The organism is Rhizobium sp. SL86 (assembly GCF_026672545.1).
Lineage (GTDB): Bacteria > Pseudomonadota > Alphaproteobacteria > Rhizobiales > Rhizobiaceae > Neorhizobium.
Genome location: NZ_JAPPRJ010000002.1, coordinates 1,159,754 through 1,177,538 on the forward strand (window position 1 = coordinate 1,159,754; position 17,785 = coordinate 1,177,538).

At 61.5% G+C, this 17,785-nt stretch carries 15 protein-coding genes; 2 read left to right on the forward strand and 13 right to left on the reverse strand.

Translation table 11 applies throughout. The annotated features are described in order from the left end of the window. From OU993_RS17435 to OU993_RS17470, 8 genes are all read right to left on the reverse strand, one after another. Window positions 1–804 carry an SDR family NAD(P)-dependent oxidoreductase gene (locus OU993_RS17435; protein WP_268159537.1) on the reverse strand — a complete coding sequence of 268 codons (804 nt, stop codon included), beginning with the start codon at window positions 802–804 and terminating at the stop codon, window positions 1–3. Between the two features lie 65 nt (window positions 805–869). Continuing rightward, entirely contained in the window at window positions 870–1,880 is a 1,011-nt protein-coding gene (locus OU993_RS17440) for a TRAP transporter substrate-binding protein (protein ID WP_268159539.1), read from the reverse strand. Between the two features lie 64 nt (window positions 1,881–1,944). Continuing rightward, on the reverse strand, window positions 1,945–3,810 hold the full coding sequence (locus tag OU993_RS17445) for a TRAP transporter large permease (RefSeq protein ID WP_268159541.1): 1,866 nt from the start codon (window positions 3,808–3,810) through the stop codon (window positions 1,945–1,947). Window positions 3,811–4,132: 322 nt separating this feature from the next. After that, on the reverse strand, window positions 4,133–5,053 hold the full coding sequence (locus tag OU993_RS17450) for an SMP-30/gluconolactonase/LRE family protein (protein ID WP_268159543.1): 921 nt from the start codon (window positions 5,051–5,053) through the stop codon (window positions 4,133–4,135). 37 nt (window positions 5,054–5,090) lie between these two features. After that, a complete protein-coding gene (locus tag OU993_RS17455; protein WP_442792995.1) occupies window positions 5,091–6,026 on the reverse strand; it encodes an ABC transporter permease in 936 nt (311 codons plus the stop codon). 11 nt (window positions 6,027–6,037) lie between these two features. Continuing rightward, entirely contained in the window at window positions 6,038–6,982 is a 945-nt protein-coding gene (locus OU993_RS17460; RefSeq protein WP_268159547.1) for an ABC transporter permease, read from the reverse strand. Continuing rightward, window positions 6,979–8,436: a sugar ABC transporter ATP-binding protein gene (locus OU993_RS17465; RefSeq protein WP_268159548.1), complete on the reverse strand. Its 1,458-nt coding sequence runs from the start codon at window positions 8,434–8,436 to the stop codon at window positions 6,979–6,981. The genes OU993_RS17460 and OU993_RS17465 overlap by 4 nt, the downstream gene beginning before the upstream one ends. 131 nt (window positions 8,437–8,567) lie before the next feature. Beyond that, window positions 8,568–9,578 (reverse strand): ABC transporter substrate-binding protein, encoded by a 1,011-nt coding sequence (locus OU993_RS17470; protein WP_442792996.1) that lies wholly within the window; start codon window positions 9,576–9,578, stop codon window positions 8,568–8,570. Between the two features lie 276 nt (window positions 9,579–9,854). Here OU993_RS17470 and OU993_RS17475 point away from each other — a divergent pair, with 276 nt between their 5' ends. Together OU993_RS17475 and OU993_RS17480 are read left to right on the forward strand one after the other, a co-directional pair. Beyond that, entirely contained in the window at window positions 9,855–11,078 is a 1,224-nt protein-coding gene (locus OU993_RS17475; RefSeq protein WP_268159551.1) for a GAF domain-containing sensor histidine kinase, read from the forward strand. Continuing rightward, complete coding sequence (locus tag OU993_RS17480; RefSeq protein WP_268159553.1) at window positions 11,075–11,833, forward strand: response regulator transcription factor; 759 nt, start codon at window positions 11,075–11,077, stop codon at window positions 11,831–11,833. Before OU993_RS17475 ends, OU993_RS17480 begins: the two co-directional genes overlap by 4 nt. A gap of 25 nt (window positions 11,834–11,858) precedes the next feature. Here the strand turns inward: OU993_RS17480 and OU993_RS17485 are convergent, their stop codons facing one another. From OU993_RS17485 to OU993_RS17505, 5 genes are all read right to left on the reverse strand, one after another. Then, on the reverse strand, window positions 11,859–13,745 hold the full coding sequence (locus OU993_RS17485) for a bifunctional sugar phosphate isomerase/epimerase/4-hydroxyphenylpyruvate dioxygenase family protein (RefSeq protein ID WP_268159555.1): 1,887 nt from the start codon (window positions 13,743–13,745) through the stop codon (window positions 11,859–11,861). Then, on the reverse strand, window positions 13,745–14,599 hold the full coding sequence (locus OU993_RS17490) for a shikimate dehydrogenase family protein (RefSeq protein WP_268159557.1): 855 nt from the start codon (window positions 14,597–14,599) through the stop codon (window positions 13,745–13,747). Before OU993_RS17490 ends, OU993_RS17485 begins: the two co-directional genes overlap by 1 nt. A gap of 16 nt (window positions 14,600–14,615) precedes the next feature. Continuing rightward, window positions 14,616–16,136: a tripartite tricarboxylate transporter permease gene (locus OU993_RS17495; RefSeq protein WP_268159559.1), complete on the reverse strand. Its 1,521-nt coding sequence runs from the start codon at window positions 16,134–16,136 to the stop codon at window positions 14,616–14,618. A 4-nt stretch (window positions 16,137–16,140) separates the two neighbouring features. Beyond that, entirely contained in the window at window positions 16,141–16,662 is a 522-nt protein-coding gene (locus tag OU993_RS17500; protein WP_268159561.1) for a tripartite tricarboxylate transporter TctB family protein, read from the reverse strand. Window positions 16,663–16,785: 123 nt separating this feature from the next. After that, entirely contained in the window at window positions 16,786–17,778 is a 993-nt protein-coding gene (locus tag OU993_RS17505; RefSeq protein ID WP_268159563.1) for a Bug family tripartite tricarboxylate transporter substrate binding protein, read from the reverse strand. Between the last annotated feature and the right edge of the window lie 7 nt (window positions 17,779–17,785).

Consider the following 17,785-nt stretch of genomic DNA (forward strand, 5'->3'; position numbering starts at 1 on the left):
TTAAGCGAACCCTCCCATCGCGCAGCTCTGGCCGCCATCGACCGGCAGGCAGACACCGGTGATGAATTTTGCCTCGTCCGAGGCGAGAAAGACGGCGGCGCGGGCGATATCGAAGGCATCGCCCATGTGACCGACCGGAACGGAGCGGCTCCGCGCTGCCACCATCTCTTCGGCGGACGCATATTGCGCGCTGATTTGTTTATAGATCAGCGGCGTGTCGATCAAACCCGGCAGGATGCAGTTGGCGCGGATGCCGCGCCTCGCATATTGCATGGCAATCGCGACCGTCGACTGGTTCACCGCAGCTTTCATCGCGTAATAGGCAAAATACGGGTAACCGGTCCAACGGATGGCGGCGAGCGAGGAAATGTTGATGATGGCGCCTGCCTGTTGCTGTTCCATCAAAGGAAGGACCGCTTTGGTCGTGCGGTAGACGGAGCCGATGTTGAGATCGACGGAAGCCTGAAAGCTTTCCTCGGAGAGTTCCACCGGGCCGCCCATATGGGTCACGCCGACATTGTTGTGCAGGATGTCGATGCCACCGAAGGTCTGCGCCACCTGCCGAACGGCTTCATCAACCGAGGCCTGGCGGGTGACATCGGCGGCGATCGCGATGGATGACAATCCTTCGTCCGCAATCAGTTGATGCGTTTCCTCGGCCGCGGCAGGCGAGAGGTCGACACAGGCAACGTGAGCGCCCTCGCGGGCATATTCCATCGCGGCAGCCTTGCCGTTCCCGTAGCCGGGACCGGACGAGCCGGCGCCAAAGACGATCGCGCGTTTTCCTGCAAGCCTGCCAACCACGTTCGGGCTCCACCAGTGTTAAAAGGATGTTGGAGCAGGGTCAGGCCCTGCCCCCATTGGAAACCTCAGCCGAGGCTGGAGCCAACGGCCTTTTCGAGAATGGCCCAGGCTTCATCACCATACTTGCCCTTCCATTCGGCGTAGAAACCCGCCTCCTTCAGGGCGGCGCGGAAGAGGCTGGCATCGGTATCGTTGAAGGTCATGCCCTTGGCGATCAGATCGTCCTTCACTGTGGCGTTGAGCTTGGCGACGTCCTCGCGTTCCTTCTTACCGGCCTCGTTCAGATGTTTGGCGACGATGACGCGCAGATCCTCCGGCAGGCGTTCCCAGGCGCGTTTATTCGCCAGGAACCAGAAGCCGTCCCACATGTGGTTGGTGACCGAGCAAAACTTCTGCACCTCGAAGAGCTTGGCGGTCGAGATGATGGCCAGCGGGTTTTCCTGGCCGTCCACCACACCGGTCTGCAGGGCGGTATAGACTTCGGCGAAGTTGATGCTGGCAGGCGCCGACTTGAAGGCCTTGAACATCGAGGTCCAGAGCGGGCTCACGGGCACGCGGATCTTGAAGTTCTGCAGGTCGGCCGGCGTCTTGATCGGCTTGGTGGCGCTGGTGATCTGGCGGAAACCGTTGTCCCAGATCGTGTCCATGGCAACGAGGTTCTGCTTGGCGATTTCGCCGCGCACATATTTGCCAAGCTCGCCATCCATCGCCTTCCACACGGCATCGTAATTCGGGAAGGCAAAACCGATCCCGCTGATCGAGGCATTCGGCACAAGCGTCGACAGGATGAGCGGCGAAAGCGTGAAGAATTCAACGCCGCCGGAACGCACCTGGTTCAGCATGTCGGTATCGGCACCCAGCTGGCTGCTCGGGAAAATGTTGATCGCCACCCGACCATTGGTCTCCTTGGCGATCAGATCGGCCGCTTCCTTGGCCCGCAGGTTCATCGGGTGTGCGGCCGGCAGGTTGTTGGCGTATTTATAGTTGAATTCCGCGGCCTTAGCCCGCGAAATAAAGGCGGTGGTGAGCACGGCCGATCCGGCACCGGCCAGAACATGACGTCTTGTGATTGGCATTGTCGTTTCTCCTCCCAAAGAAAACATGATTACGATTGGACCCGGTCGGGGTGTTTTCACCCTTTCAGAGCAGGATGGTGGACAGTCCGGGCACGAAGGCGATGATCAGCAGGCCGACCAGCATGGCCGCCAGATAAGGCCAGATGGCGCCCATGGCTTCGTCCGGCGAAACATTGCCGATCTTGCAGGCGATGTAGAAACCGACGCCGATCGGCGGCGCCATCAGGCCGATGTTCATCGCCACGACGACGACCATCGCATAATGCACGTCGTTGATGCCGACCGCCTTGGCGATCGGGAACATGATCGGCGCCAGAAGCACGATTGCCGGCAGGCCTTCGAGCACGCAGCCGAGCAGCATGAAGATCAGGATCGACACGACCATATAGGTCATCCAGCCGCCGGGCAGATCGGCGATCATGCTGCTGAGCTGGAAAGCAAAACCGGTCTGGGTCAGGCTCCAGGCCATGGCGGATGCGGTGCCGAGGATGATCAAGATCGAGCCCGAAAGCGCCGCCGTTTCCACCAGCATGCTGTAGAGTTTTTTCAGCGATATGCCGCCATAAAGCACGGCGCCGATCACCATGGCGTAGAGCACCGCAATGGTCGAGACTTCTGTGGCCGTGGCCACCCCGCCGCCGACGAGGCTGCGGATGAGGAAGGGAAGCACCAGCGCAGGAGCGGCAACAAGCGCCGCCTTGCCGGCCATCGACCAGGAAGCCTTCAGCGCGCCGTCCATGCTTTCGTGCCGCGCCTTGATCCAGGCCAGAACCGCCAGCACGATCAAAAGCACCATGGCGATGAGAAAGCCGGAGGTGAACAGAGCGGCAATGGAGACGCCAGCCGCCGAACCCAGAACGATCAGCACGATCGAGGGCGGGACGGTATCGGCCATGGCGGCACCGGTGGCCAACAGCGCGATCATCTCCTTCGGCTTGTGGCCGCGCCGTTTCATTTCCGGGAAAAGCGCCGGCGCGACCGTTGCCATGTCCGACACCTTGGAACCGGAAATGCCGGAAACGAGAAACAGCGAGCCCAGGAGCACCCACGACATGCCGGCACGGACATGGCCGAACATGGTGGACAGGAGATCGACGATCGCCTTGCCCATGCCGGTCGCATCCAGCACGCAACCGAGGAGAACAAAGATCGGCACGGACAGAAGGATGATGCCCGACATCCCCTCGTCGACCCGTCCGACCATGACGATCAGCGGGACCCAGGTGGTGAAGACAAGGAAGGACAGGGCCGCCAAGCCGAAACAGAAGGCGATCGGCACACCGAGAGCGAGAAACAGCGCGGCAAAACCACACAGAAAGATCGCGATGTTGATATTGCCGAGCTGCTCGAGCACCGGAGAGAGAAACCAGAGTGCACCGCCGGCCACCGCAACCGTCAGCACCGCGAGCCCGACATGACGAAGGTTCGACGTACGAAAGAGGTTGGCGACAACGAGCAGCAGCATCAGCACGATGCCGAAGGGCAAGGCGGACGCCCTGAAACTCATCGGCAGATTCAGGGCTGCCGATGAGACCGCCCATTCCTCCATGACATATTCGACCGAGGGGGCGAGCAAGGCGCCAAGGAAGGTGGCGACCAAGACGAGCGCCAGCGCATTCACGTAACCCATCAGGCGGTCCGGCATCATGTGCAGGAACAGCGTCAGGCGCAGGTGCTCGTTGCGGTCGATCGCAATCGCCGAGCCCAGCATGGCGAACCACAGGAAGCTGAAGGATGCCGCTTCATCAATCCAGACGATCGGAAGGTGTAGCGCGTAGCGCGACGTGACCCCCAGCAGCAGCAGACCGATCATCACCACAAGCAGGATCGCGGCAACGAATTCGATCGGCTTCATAAAAGGGGAACCGGAGGGTGCATCTGCATGCAGAAGCTCACCGTCCAGAACAAGGACCTCGTTGGTGGTCGTCATTGTCGACGGGCCTCCCCTCCCATTCGCAACGATGGCTGCTATCCGTTTCCGATCCTGGGATTGTTCCGATGCCAATGCTCCTCAACATCGCCATCAGATCCGCTATATGGATCTTCGTTTTCAGCCTGAGATTTCATATCAACTGAATTCGTCTGAAACAACACAAAACCGCTGAATTGGAAAGAAAAAGCGGGCTAAATATGAGTTCCACGATATGGATCTCATATTTGATCTGAAGTGATCTGATTGGTTACAGATGACCGTCGGCGGCTTTGTTTGGTTTATTGCACGGCACGCAAGTCATTGAGGAAGATGTGTGTGCTCAGGGTCGCTGGGCACCGGTGGTCGCCAGGTAGACGGCATAAAGCGATGTTGTCGCCGTGATGAACAGGCGATTTCGCCGCGGACCGCCGAAGGTAAGGTTGGCAACGGTCTGCGGCACCAGAATCTTGCCGAGCAGCATACCATCGGGCGCAAAGCAGTGAACCCCGTCGCCGGCGCTCGTCCAGACATTGCCGGCAAGATCAACGCGAAAGCCATCGGGCAGGCCTTTGTCGATCACGGCAAACACCCGGCCATTGGCCAGGCGTGTGCCGTCCTCCACATCAAAAACGCGGATATGGCTAGGCCAGGTCTCGTCATGGCTGGAGGCGGAATCCGCAACGTAGAGCAGGTTTTCATCGGGAGAGAAGGCAAGGCCATTCGGCTGGCCGAAATCATCGACCATCACGGTCAACTCGCCGCTCCCGGGGTCGACGCGGAACACGTTCTTCGTCGGCAGTTCCGGCTCGGACCTGTAACCTTCATAATCCGACAGGATGCCGTAGGTCGGATCGGTGAACCAGATGCTGCCATCGGATTTCACCACGACGTCATTGGGGGAATTAAGCCGCTTGCCCTCGAACCGGTCGGCGAGAACCGTGATCTGTCCGTCGACTTCCGTGCGCGTCACCCGCCGCGTTCCATGCTCGCAGGTGATCAGCCGGCCTTGGCGATCGCGTGTATTGCCGTTGGCGAAGTTCGAGGGGGCCCGAAAGGTGGACACACCGCCGCCAGGCACGTAGCGCAGCAGACGCTCGTTCGGAATGTCGCTGAACACCAGGCAATCGAGGTCGGCAAACCAAACCGGCCCCTCGGCCCAGCGGCACTCGCTGTAGAGTTCGTCCAGCCCGGCGCTGGCGATGATCAGATGGCGAAAGCGGGGATCGTGGATTTCGTAGATCCCGGTGCGGGCAGGCGTCATGGCAGTATCCGATTGGCTTGAAAAGTCTTCGTCCGGTTCAGCGCGTCGATCCTGTCGGGCGGCTCGCCGCCACGATGACCGAGATGATGATGAGGCCGGTCATGATGAGCCGCACGCCCGCGCCAAATCCATAGGTGTTCAACATAGAGACCACCAGGAACATGAACAGCGACGCGCCCCATATGCCCGGCACGTTGGAATTGCCGCCGGCGACCGCTGAACCGCCGATCACGACGACCGCAATCGACATCAGCAAATATTCCGCACCCATATTGAGGGCGGCGCCGCCGGAAAAGCTTGCGAGCAGATAACCGCAGATCGCGGCCAGCACGGCGCAGAGCACATAGGTTGCGAGCCGGCAGCCATCCACCGCGATGCCGGCCATGCGCGCGGCAAAAGCGTTCTGGCCGATGGCGGAAATCCACCGCCCGAAGAGGGAGCGATCGAGCAGCCACCAGACACCGAGCGACAAGAAGAGGGCAATGATCGCCGTGTTGGGCAGACCGAAGGTCGACGACGTGCTGAAGCTCGCCAGTGCTTCCGGCGGCTTCACGCGCAGACCGCGATTGTACCAGATGGCACACGATTGGACGAGGAAGCTCATCGAGAGCGTGGCGATGATCGGCGGGATGCGCAGGAACTTGATGAGCGCGTAATTCAGAATGCCGATGACGAGACCGATCGCGATCGACACCAGCAGGCCGACGAGGATCATGCCGTCCTGCCCGTCCATCAGTTTGAGCGCAACAGTACCGGAAAGCGTGATGGTGGCCGGCACAGAGAGATCGACATTGCCAGGCCCCAGCGTGATGACCAGCATCTGGCCGAGCCCAACGATGATGGAAAAGGCGGCAAAGGTCAGCGTCGCCTGCGACAGGCTCGCAGTGCTCGAGCCGCCGGTAAACAGGATCGTCACCAGCCAGATCGCGGCAGCCGCCACGAAGGACCAGATCCAGGGTTTGCGCGAGAGCATGGTCAACCGGTTCACGATGCCTTCTCCTGCTGGCTGCTGCGGTTGATGACAAGCCGGAGGGCCAGAACGATGATCAGGATGGCGCCCTGCGCGCCAATCTGCCAGTCCGGCGAGATGCGCAGGAAGGAGAGGAAGGAGCCGGCCAACGTCAGTGTCAACGCACCGATCACCGCCCCGATCGGCGAAACGCGGCCGCCGACGAATTCGCCGCCCCCGAGGATGACGCCGGCAATCGACAGCAGCGTGTAGCGCAGCGCGATATTGGCATCGGCCGAGGTGGTGAGACCAACGAGCGCCATGCCGGCGAGAACAGCGAAGGCAGCGGCCAGCGCGTAGGCCGCCCCCTTGAGGGCCAGCACCGACCAGCCGGCCCGCGCCACCGAGCGGCTGTTGCCGCCAAGTCCACGCACCAGCACACCGAAGGTACTGCGCATGATGATGAGATGGGCGAGAAACGCGATCACCACGCTGGCGACGATCGCCATCGGCACGAACGGCGGTTTGGCGATCATCAGGGCACGCAGCCAGACTGGCGCTTGCCCGCCCGGCGCCGGCAGGATCAACACCGCAAGTCCGCCCCAGACGAAACTCATGCCGAGCGTCACAACGATGGAAGGCAGGTCGCGCAACGTGATGATGATGCCGAGCACCGCGTAGACGCCAATCGCTGCAAGCAGGATCATACAGGCCACCAGCGGCTGCTGCGGCATGTAGACGGCGGTCACGCAGGCGGCAAAACTGACGAAGGTTCCCATCGACAGGTCGAGATCGTTCACCGCCATGATGATCATCTGGGCGATGGTGGCAAGCGCAATCGGAACCGCCAGGTTAAAAAGCAGGTTGAGGCCGGTATAACTCATGGCCCGTGGCTGCATATAGAAGACGGCCGCCAGTAGAACGACGAGCGAGAGTGCCGGAATGAGGATCGGCAAAAAGCCGGAGATGGTCTTTCTCATGCGGCTTCTCCGGAGAAGGAGGTGGCCAGGATATTGTCCTCGGTGATCGCATCACCCTCCAGTTCGGCGACGATGATCCCGTCGCGGAAGACGTAGACGCGGTCGCACAACCGGACTTCGTCAATTTCCGTCGAATACCAGATGAAGGTTCGGCCCTGCTCGGCCTCGCGCCGCAGTGTTGCGTAGACCTCCTGTTTGGTGCCGATATCGACGCCGCGCATCGGGTCATCCATCAGCACGATGCGCGCCTCGCCCGCCAGCGCCCGTGCAAACAGCACCTTCTGCTGGTTGCCGCCGGAGAGCGACAGGATGGGATTGTTCATATCGGGCGTGCGGATGCCCATTTTCGCCTTCCAGTCCTCGCCATGCGCGGCCTCACGGTCTCGGTCGATGGAGGCACGGCGGGCGAAGGCGGCAAGGTTGCCGATCGACAGATTGCGCAGGATGCTCCACAGCGGAAACGTGCCGTTCAGGGCCCGGTCGCCGGCGACGAAGGCCATCTGCTTGTCCGTGGACGGCAGCCAGCGGCTGCTGCTTTCGGCGAACAGGTGCAGCAGGGTCGTCGTCTGGCCGTGGCCGCCAAGGCCGGCGAGCCCGACGATCTCTCCCTTGCGGGCATAAAAGGGAATGCCGGCGCCTTTGACCGCAGGAAGGTCGATAACCTTTTCAGCCGTCAGCGCCGTGGCACGCACCGCGCGGGTGGTCTCCTTCACCACACTTCCCATCGCCTCCACGAGGCTCCGGACGGAAAATTCGGCGGCCGGTCGCGAAGTGACCACGCGCCCGTCCTTCATCACCACAATGCGGCTGGAGGTGGAGAGGATTTCACCGAGAATATGCGAAATCAACAAAACGCTGCCGCCACCGGCCACGAAACGGCGCACATGCGCCATCAACTGTTCGGCAAGCCCGGCATCCAGCGACGATGTCGGCTCATCGAGAATGACAAGTTTGGGCGGTTCGCTGACGCCCAGAAAGTTGATGGCGATCTCCACCATCTGGCGTTCGGCAATCGACAGCGATCCGACCACGGCGAAACAGTCGATGCCGTGACCGGGAAAAATCGTATCGAGGCTGTCACGGATAAGCTTAGCGGCGCGACGGCGCCAGCCGAGGCCAGAGAGGCCGGAATGCATCAGCCTCGTATTCTCCACCACCGTCAGGTTGGGGCAGAGCGACAGTTCCTGGAACACACAGCGCACGCCATGCGCGCGGGCCGTTGCAATGCCGCTGCCGGTGCGGCCCTCGTAGAGGATCTCGCCCTGATGCGGCGAAAGCCCGCCATTGATGACATTGACGATCGTGGACTTGCCGGCACCGTTATGACCGACGAGACCCACGGCCTCACCTCGACCGATCGCGAAATCGACGCCATCCAGCGCCTTGACCGCGCCGAACTCGACACGCACCTGGCGGATGGATACCACCGCTTCGGTCTGCGACACTTCACTCATTCCACGCTTGCCGTTTTCTGTTCGGGATGATCGGTGGGAGGCTGCCCCACCCGGCCAACCAGAGGCCGGATGGGACTGCGGGAGGAGCGCTTGGTTCGCGCCATCACCCTGTTGCGGACGGGAAGGCCAGCTCATTTCGCCGAGGCGATGACCTTCTTTGCGTCGTCCAGCGAATATTCGACGTTGGCCACGCCGCCCTTCTGCGTCGTCTGCAGGTTCTTTTCGAGATTGTCCTGGTCGATACGCAGGAACGGGACGGTCAGGTCCTTCTTCACCTGCTGGCCGTCGAGGATCTGCTGGGCAACCCAGAAGGCAAGCGTCGAGACACCGGGGGCGATGGAGACCGACATGGTCTCATAACCGTTGGCATCCTTCTGCTTCTTCCACCACTGCAGTTCATCCTCACGGTTGCCCATGATGATGGTCGGCGTCGGGCGTTTGGCTGCCTCGAAGGCCTGTGCCGCGCCGTAACCGTCGCCACCCTGCGTCACGACAGCCGCGATTTCGGGAAGACTCGGCAGAAGGCCGGCAACGGCACGCTGGGCGACATCCTGTGCCCAGTCACCATGCACGGAACCGACGATCTTGAACTGCGGGAACTGCTTCACACCCTCGTGGATGCCCGCGGAAATCTCGTCGTCGACGAAGACGCCGGCAAGGCCGCGGATTTCCAGAAGATTGCCTCCCTTCGGCATCTTCTTCGACAGGTATTCGACCTGGCTGCGGCCCATTTCCTTGAAGTTGACGGCGATGCGCCAGGCGCAGGGCTCGGTCACGATGCCATCGAACGAGACGACGGTGATGCCGGCATCGCAGGCTTCCTTCACCGCACCGTTGAGCGCGGTCGGCGATGCGGCATTGATGACGATCGCATCATAACCCTGCAGGATCATGTTCTGGATCTGGGCGGCCTGTTCGGTCGCCTGGTTTTCGGCCGTGGTGAACGGATCGGCCGCGGCGACGATGCCGGATTTCACCGCTTCCTTCGTCACCTTGTCCCAGCTTGTCAGCATCGCCTGCCGCCAGGAATTGCCGGCATAGTTGTTCGACAGTGCGATCTTCTTGGATGACGTTTCGGCATGTGCCGAGAACGCGACAGTGCTCAGCATCGCGGCAGTGGCTGCCGCAAGGATCAATTTCATGGTCATGTCTCTCTCCCTCGGTGCCGGTCCTGCCGGCCGCCTCCGGCACCGCTCCTCAACGGTGTGCTCCGGACGCTTTCTCCCCTGGAGTAAGTCTCCAGTGGGTTCAATGATGATGGAATTCTGAAATAGTGTACAGGCACATTGGCGCAATGTGAGTGCGGGTTTCCGCAGATCGATTGCGGTTTCCCGCAGGACACAGGCCTGCCATACACCTTTAATGGAAAGGATGAGGCGCGTCATCCGGGAGGGAAAACGACGTGCCGGGAGGATAGCATGCTGGAGGACGCCTCGGGCTCCCTCTTCCGTCAGTATCTGACGATTGCCAGACTGCTTGCCGGCCAGCTGGATTTCCGGTCGGCCATCCGCGCTGTCGCCAAGGAGATCGCGCTGATCATTCCGCACGATCACATGGATGTCTGCATCATTACGCCCGGAAGTACGTTTCATACCGCTTACGAAAGTGGGCTGGAAACCGACTGGAGCAAGCGGCCTCCGGCTCTCATCGAGCACAGTCCCATCCGAGGGCTGCTGATCGGCGAGACCGATTATTATCTGACGCCAAATGCCCTGCTGGATCCGCGTTTCCACTTCCAGGGGGCGTTTTCCGACCCCATCCGCGAACACGGACTGAAAAGCCGCCTGCATGTGGCACTCAAGGTGCACGGAGAAACGATTGGTGCCCTCTCCTTCTCCAGCCTCACTATCGACGACTATCAGGATCGGGACCTCGAACATGCCCGTTCGATCGCCGACCTTCTTGCCCCCTATTTCTTCGCGATCCGGGCGGCCGAACAGGCCAAACAATCCGCCATCGTCGAAGCGGCCGCGCGCGTGCGCGAGGAAGCGCTGCGACAAGGTGCGGCACGACTTACTGAAGTGCTGGAAGTGGAGCGCCAACGTATCGGCATGGATCTGCACGACCAGACACTGGGTGACCTGACACGGTTTGCCAAACGGCTCGAGCGGCTGAGCATGATGGAGCATGTGCCGGGCGAGGAACTGGAGCCGCTGTTTCGCAGCCTGCAACAATCGATGCAGGACCTGCGCCAGATCATCGAGCAGGCCCGGCCTTCAGTGCTGCAGCTCTTCGGCCTGGTGGATGCGATCGAAAACCATCTCGACCGGTCGATCCGCGACAGTGGACTGGCGCTGACCTGGACGCTGAGCGACAAGACGGGCGGTGAAAGCGGCAATCTCTCCCCGAACGTCGCCATCACGCTGTTCCGTATCGCTCAGGAGGCGATCAACAATGCCGTGCGCCATTCGCAGGCTTCCCAGATCGCCATCTCCTTTGGCCGCGATCGCGACGCCCTCACGCTGGAGATTGCCGACAACGGCGTCGGAATGGGCAAGGCCGCACGACATGGCGGGAGCGGGCTCGACAATATGCGCGTACGCGCCCGGCTGGTCGGCGCCCGCTTTTCCTGTGGCAGCCGCGCCGGCAAGACGTTCGTTCGGGTAAAACTGCCGCTCAGTCTGCAGGAGACAAGCCGATGAAGGTTCTCATCGTTGAAGACGACCCCTTGCATCGCTCCTATCTGACGGAAGCGGTGCGGACTGCACTGCCGGAATGTGACCTCGTGGCGGAGGCGGAGGACGGCAGCATGGGAGAGCGGCTTGCCCGCGAGCACCGGTTCGAGCGGATCGTGATGGATCTGCAAATGAGCCCGCGCAATGGTATCGAGGCCGCACGGACGATCTGGCGCGAGCGGCCGGAAACCCGCATTCTCTTTTGGTCGAACTATGCGGATGAGGCGAATGTGCGGGGTATCTCCCGCATCGTGCCCGACGGCGCCGCCTATGGTTATGTGCTGAAATCGGCCTCCGATGAACGGCTTCGCCTGGCGCTGCGCTCGATCTTCATCGAGGCGCAATGCGTGATCGACCGCGAGGTGCGCGGCATGCAGCAGAAAAGCATCGGCCGCCTGCAGGGTTTTACCGAAAGCGAATACGAGGTGCTGGTCGATATTGCGCTCGGTCTGACGGACCGGGTGATCGCCAGCCGGCGTAATCTCTCGCTGCGCAGCGTGCAGAACCGCCTGCAGCAGATCTACGAGAAGCTTGGCGTCTACGACCGAACAGAGACGGGTGCGGAGGCGAAATACAATTTCCGGTCTCGCGCGGTGACCGAGGCACTGCTGCGCAAGTTGTTGAACCAGGCAACGCTGGAGCGCGCCGAGCAGGACCTGCAGGACTGGCTGCGTCGCCATGCCCGCCTGCTCGGCACCGCTCCGGGCAGAGACGGGCATTAGCCGTGTCCGTCACCGCATCCGGCTGCTAGACCCGCGGCATGCCTGTCGGCTTCGAAAGCCGCCGCTGGGCAGCTATGCGGAAGATCGCGTTGGCGGCGCCATACCCGTTGTAGCCATTGCGGCGCTCGATGATCTCGAAGAAGAATCCTTCGCCGAAGGTGCGACTGTAAAGCTGGAAATATTCGCCGTCATTGTCGCGATCATAGAGAATGCTCAGCTCCCGCAGGCGATCGACGAACTCCGGCATCAGACCGAAACGGGCTTCCAGATCGTCGTAATAGTTGCGGGAAATCGGCAGAGGCTCGAGACCACACGCCTTGAGGGCTGTTGCCGTCGCAAAGATGTCGTTTGTCTGGAAGGCGATATGCTGCACGCCGGCGCCAAAACCTTCCGTCAGGAAATGGCCGGCAAAGGTCTTGCGGCTTTCCGCCCCGTTGATCGTCACGCGGAACCGACCATCGGCGGAATGAATTGCCTGGCTGCGCACCAGACCACCAGGATCGGCGACATCCACCATGCCGGACCGGCTGACATCGAAGATCGCCGTATAGAACAGAAGAAGGCTCAGCATCTCATCGTAACGGGTCGTCTGGGCCAGATGATCGATGCGCGTGAGGCCGGCGCCAGCCGTGCCTGTGGGAGTAAGGTCGAATTCCTTAGACCAGATCTGGTCGAGCGCGTCGCTTCCGTCGATGAAGTAGATGATTTCGCCACCGCTCGCGGTCACCGCAGGCACAGCCGCCTCACCCGGGCGGCGCGGCTCCGCAAAGGCTTCCGCTCCCATCGCAATGGCCCGTTCGACCGCGCGCCCGGCATCCGCCACCCGCAAGCCGAAGGCATAGACGTTGACGCCGTGGACGGAATAGGAGGAACTCGCGATGCTGTCCGGATCGGTGTTGATGACGATGCGGATCTCCCCCTGCTGGTAAAGATCGACCTTGCGGTTCTTGTGTTGTCCGGCCTTAACGAAACCGAGCGTCGTCAGGAGTGCCACCAGGTCTTCGGCGTCCTCCGGCGAGGCTGCAAATTCGACGAATTCAACCGTCTCGACCGCAACTCGCGGGGCAGCAGCCTCTAGCGTGAGGCGGATATCGGGCTCGACCCGTTTGACGTCGTCCATCAGGTTGAGGAGCGAACGATGGCCGTCCTCGGCAATCAGGCGGGCCGATCCGCTGCGGAACTGGTCGTTGAAGATCTCCAGCGACAGCGTCCCGTCATAACCGGTGGCCGCGATTGCCGACATGAACCGGACGAGCGGCAGATCGCCTTCGCCCGGCATGTTGCGGAAGTGCCGGCTCCAGTAGAGCAGGTCCATGTCGATCTGCGGCGCATCGGCCAGCTGGACGAAAAAAATCTTGTCACCGGGAACCGACCGGATGCTCTCGGGATCGATCTTGCGCGACAGTGTGTGGAAACTGTCGAGGATGAGGCCGATGTTCGGATGATCGGCGCGGCGCACGATCTCCCAGGCGTCGCGATGGTCATTGATGTGACGCCCCCAGGCGAGCGCCTCGTAACCGATGCGCAGGCCGCGCTTTGCAGCCCGTTCTCCCAGCTCCCGGAAATCGGCTGCCGCCCGGTCGATGCCGCCGAGCGATACCGGGGATACGTTGGAGCAGACCAGCATGAGGTCCGTTCCCAACTGCTCCATGATGTCGAACTTGCGCTCCGCCCGGTCGAAACAACGGCTGCGGTGTGGCTCCGGCATGCCCTCGAAATCGCGGAACGGCTGGAACAGCGAGATCTCAAGGCCGTGGTCATGGACCATGCGCCTTACGTCGGCCGGCGACGCGTCGTGGATCAGGAGGTCGTTTTCAAAGATCTCCACCCCGCTGAAGCCCGCCTTGGCAATGGCATTCAGCTTTTCCGGAAGATCGCCGCTGATCGAGACGGTCGCGATCGACGTTTTCATCACACGTTCACTCCCTCACCCTGTTTCAGTGCCTGCCGCAGGGCCGCCTGATCCACATCCCGCCCGGTGAATAGATGGAAGGCATCGACGCCCTGGAAGAAAAACAGCTCGTAGCCGCTCATGACCGAAACACCCGCCGCCTTGGCGGCGATCAGGAACTCGGTATCGACCGGTGTGTAGACCGCATCGAACGCCCAGCGCGCCTGGCCGAGACCGCTGAGCGGCACGGCAGATCCCGGATAACCGACCATGCCGAGCGGCGTGCAATTGATCAGTCCGTCGACACCAATGACCGCCTCTTCCGCGGACGGTGCCACCTGGACCGTGAGATCGGGAACGGCCTGGCGTACGGCCGAGGCCAGACCTTCTGCCCGCGCCTGATCGCGATCGAAAAGCTGGAGATGGCGGCAACCAAGCTCGGCAAGCCCGAAGGCAACGGCCTTGCCCACGCCGCCGGCGCCGATCATGGCAACGCGTCCCGGAGACGCATCGCGACCGAAGGCGGTGCGGAAACCATGCACGAAGCCGGTGAAATCCGTATTGAACCCGCGCGGCGTGCCGGCCCCGAAAAGAACCGTATTGCAGGCCGCGATCTTGCGGATCGCGGGGTCCGCCACATCCAGCATGCCGACGACCCGTTCCTTGTAGGGATAGGTCACGTTGATGCCGGCAAAACCTTCCTCGCCGCAGAAGGCGAAAACCTCTTCGAAGGTCTGGTTCCGCTGCGGCGGAACCAGACGCTCGTAAGTCACAGTCAGGCCGCAGAGACGACCCGCAATCTCATGCAGGCGGGGCGACTGAGACGCGGCGATGTTGTCGCCGATGAGGCCCAGACGGATTGTCGTTCCACTCATCCTTAAGATCCCTGTCTCAGTTGGACTTGACAGCATCGAGGGACGTCGGCGCCGCACCGAAGCGGCGCTTCCACCAGCGTGTCTGCGTGAACAGCACGAAGACGATGATGCCGAGAAGCGTCGCCGACAGCGGGCTTGTGAGGATGCCGAGCACAAAATCCGGCAGGCTCTCGCGCTCGGAGATAATGGCGCGGCGCCAGTTGTCGTCCATCAGGCGGCTCAGGATGATGCCGAGGATGACCGGCGCCACCTGATACCCGTAGAGCTTCATGAAGTAACCGAACACACCGAAGCCAAGCATCCACCAGACATCGGCAACGGAGTTGTTGATCGAATAGGCGCCGACGACGCTGAGCAGCAGGATCAGCGGGAACAGCACGGCCTTCGGGCATTCGATGATCTTCGTGAAGATGCGGATGCCGGTGAGGCCGAAGATCAGCATGAAGATATCGGCCAACACCAGGTTGCCGACGGTGAACCAGAACATGTCCGGCTTTTCCAGGAGCAGCAGCGGTCCCGGGTTGAGGCCGTGGATGAACAGTGCGCCGATGATGACGGCAGTGACCGCATCACCCGGAATGCCGAGTGTCAGCATCGGGATATAGGCGCCGCCGACAGCGGCATTGTTGGCGCTTTCCGGAGCGATCAGGCCTTCCTTGGCACCTTCACCGAAGGGCACGTCCGGGTTCTTGGTGATGCGCTTGGCGTGGTCATAGGCCATCAGCGCGGCAATATCTCCACCCGTCCCCGGAAGGGCGCCGATGATGACGCCAATGCCGGAAGACTGCAGCGTCAACGACAGGTGACGTTTGATATCACCCCACAGCGGCACGATGCGGTCGATCTTCTGCTTCACCGCCTGGGCGTTCAGGTGATGGAGCTGGAGCAGCGCCTCGGAGACACCGAACATTCCGATCATCAGCGCGATGGAGGAGATGCCGTTCATCAGCGAGACGGAGCCGAAGGTGAAACGCTGTTCGGCCGTCATCGGGTCAAGGCCGACGGTGCCAAGCAGAATGCCGAAGGCACCGGCGAACACACCTTTTGCCAGGCTTTCGCCGGAGAGCGCGCCAACGAGAAGGATGCCCATCACGGCGATCAGCATGTAATCGCGTGGCTGGAACTTGATGGCGAATTCGCTGATAGCCGGGGCAGCCAGGGCAAGGACAACGATGCCGACCAGGCCACCAATGAAGGACATGACCGTGGAGAGGCCGATCGCCTGTCCGGCTTCACCCTTCTTCGCCATCGGATAACCGTCGAGGCTGGTCGCGATTGCCGCCGGGGCGCCCGGAATGTTGAGCAGGATCGCGGTTCTGGAGCCGCCATAAACGCCGCCCATGAAGATGCCGTTCATCAGGGCAAGCGCAGGGTTCACCTCCCAGCTGAAGGTAAACGAAATCAGGATCGACACGGCCATGGTGACCGAGAGGCCGGGGATGGCGCCGATATAGATGCCGGCAAAGGCACCGAGAGCCGTCAGGAACAGCAGATCCGGCTGGATCCACGACGAGAAAAGATAGGTCAAGGCTTCCACGAGATCAGTTCCCCGCCGCAAAGAAAGATTGGATCCAGGCGATGATGGCGCGCTCCGGGATCAGGCCCTCGGGCAGCACCACCTGGAACACCAGACGAAACACCACGTACACGCAGATGATGGACAGCAGCGACAGACCAAGCGCGCGCTTGAACCGCCCGCCCTGCAGGAACGTGATCGACGCGAGCAGGAACAGGAAGGAGGAGGGAATGAAACCCAGCCAGTCCAGCGCCAGGGAATAAACGAGGATCAGCCCGCAGAACACCACAACCGTCGCCGGCAGAATGTCCTTGCGAAGGCGTTCCAGAACCGCTGCCGGGGCAGGTCTGCGCAACACGGTGGCCAGGATCACGACGAGCGAGACGGCCATGATCGCAGACATTGCCATCGGGAAGGCACCGGCGGAGCTCAGCCCTGCGAAACCTGAAATGCCATAGGCTTGCCAGAGAAGGAAAAGACTGCCCACAAGAAGAATGAGCGTAAAGACGAGTTCGCCGGGTCGGCGTGCAGTTGGCTGTTCTTGCATGAGATGCTCCCGCGGTTACGGGGCAGAAATCCATCTTGCCCGGAACCGTCGATCAACGGGTTGATGCGCAATGAGAGATGGCAACGGCCGGGCGTTTTGTCCGGCCGTTGCGTCCAAACCCCATCAGGGCTTCGGAATACCGAATTCTTCCGGCGACTTCTTGCCCATGCCCGCGTCGTAAACGATCCACGACGTGGTGGACTGCCACTTCTTCAGGAAGCTGTTAGCCTCATCGCCGGACATGTTCATCGAGACGTAGCCACGATCGGAGAGCAGCTTCTGGAAGGCTTCGTTGTTGGCGCCCTTCTTGAAAGCGGCAACCAGCTTGGCCTTCACGTCATCCGGCGTTTCCGACTTGACGAAGACGCCGAAGAACGGGCCCCAGGGCAGCAGGCTTTCGAACTGCGGATAATCGGCCGTGATCGGACGGGCATCCGGCAACACCGGGCTTGCCTGCTTGTCGAAGATGGCGAGAACCTTGATGCGCCCAGCCTTTACGTGCTCGACGGCAGCGCCGAGAACGGCTGGCATGAACTCCACAGCGCCGCCCTGCATGGCGGTGAGCGCCGGGCCGTCACCATCAAAGGGAACGGCAGTGACTTTGAAGTCGAGCTTGCTGGAGAGCATCGCACCAACGACGGACGGCAGACCGCCGGGGCCGGTGGACCCCATGCGCACCTTGCCCGGGTTCTTCTGGACGTAGTCAACCAGTTCCTTGAACGTGTTGAACGGGGCGTCCTTGTTTGCCACGATGATCGGTACGCCGCGGGCCAGAACGTTGACCGGATAGAAGTTCGAATAATCGAGGTTGGACAGTCCCATGACCTTGTAGAGCTGCGGGTTTTCCGCGCTCATCAGCAGCGTGTAACCGTCGGCCGGCTGCGTCGAGACGAACTGCGTCGCAATCACGCCGACGCCGCCCGTCTTGTTGGTCATCACGATCGAGCGGCCGAGTTCCTTTTCGACGTGCGGCGCAACCGAACGCATCACCAGATCGGTGCTGCCGCCCGCGCCCCACTGGATCACGCCCTGCAGATCCTGCTTGGGGAAATCATTTGCCATAGCGAAAGATGCAGCCATGCTGAGGGCGAAAGCCCCCACGAGTGTCTTCAGCATATTGTTC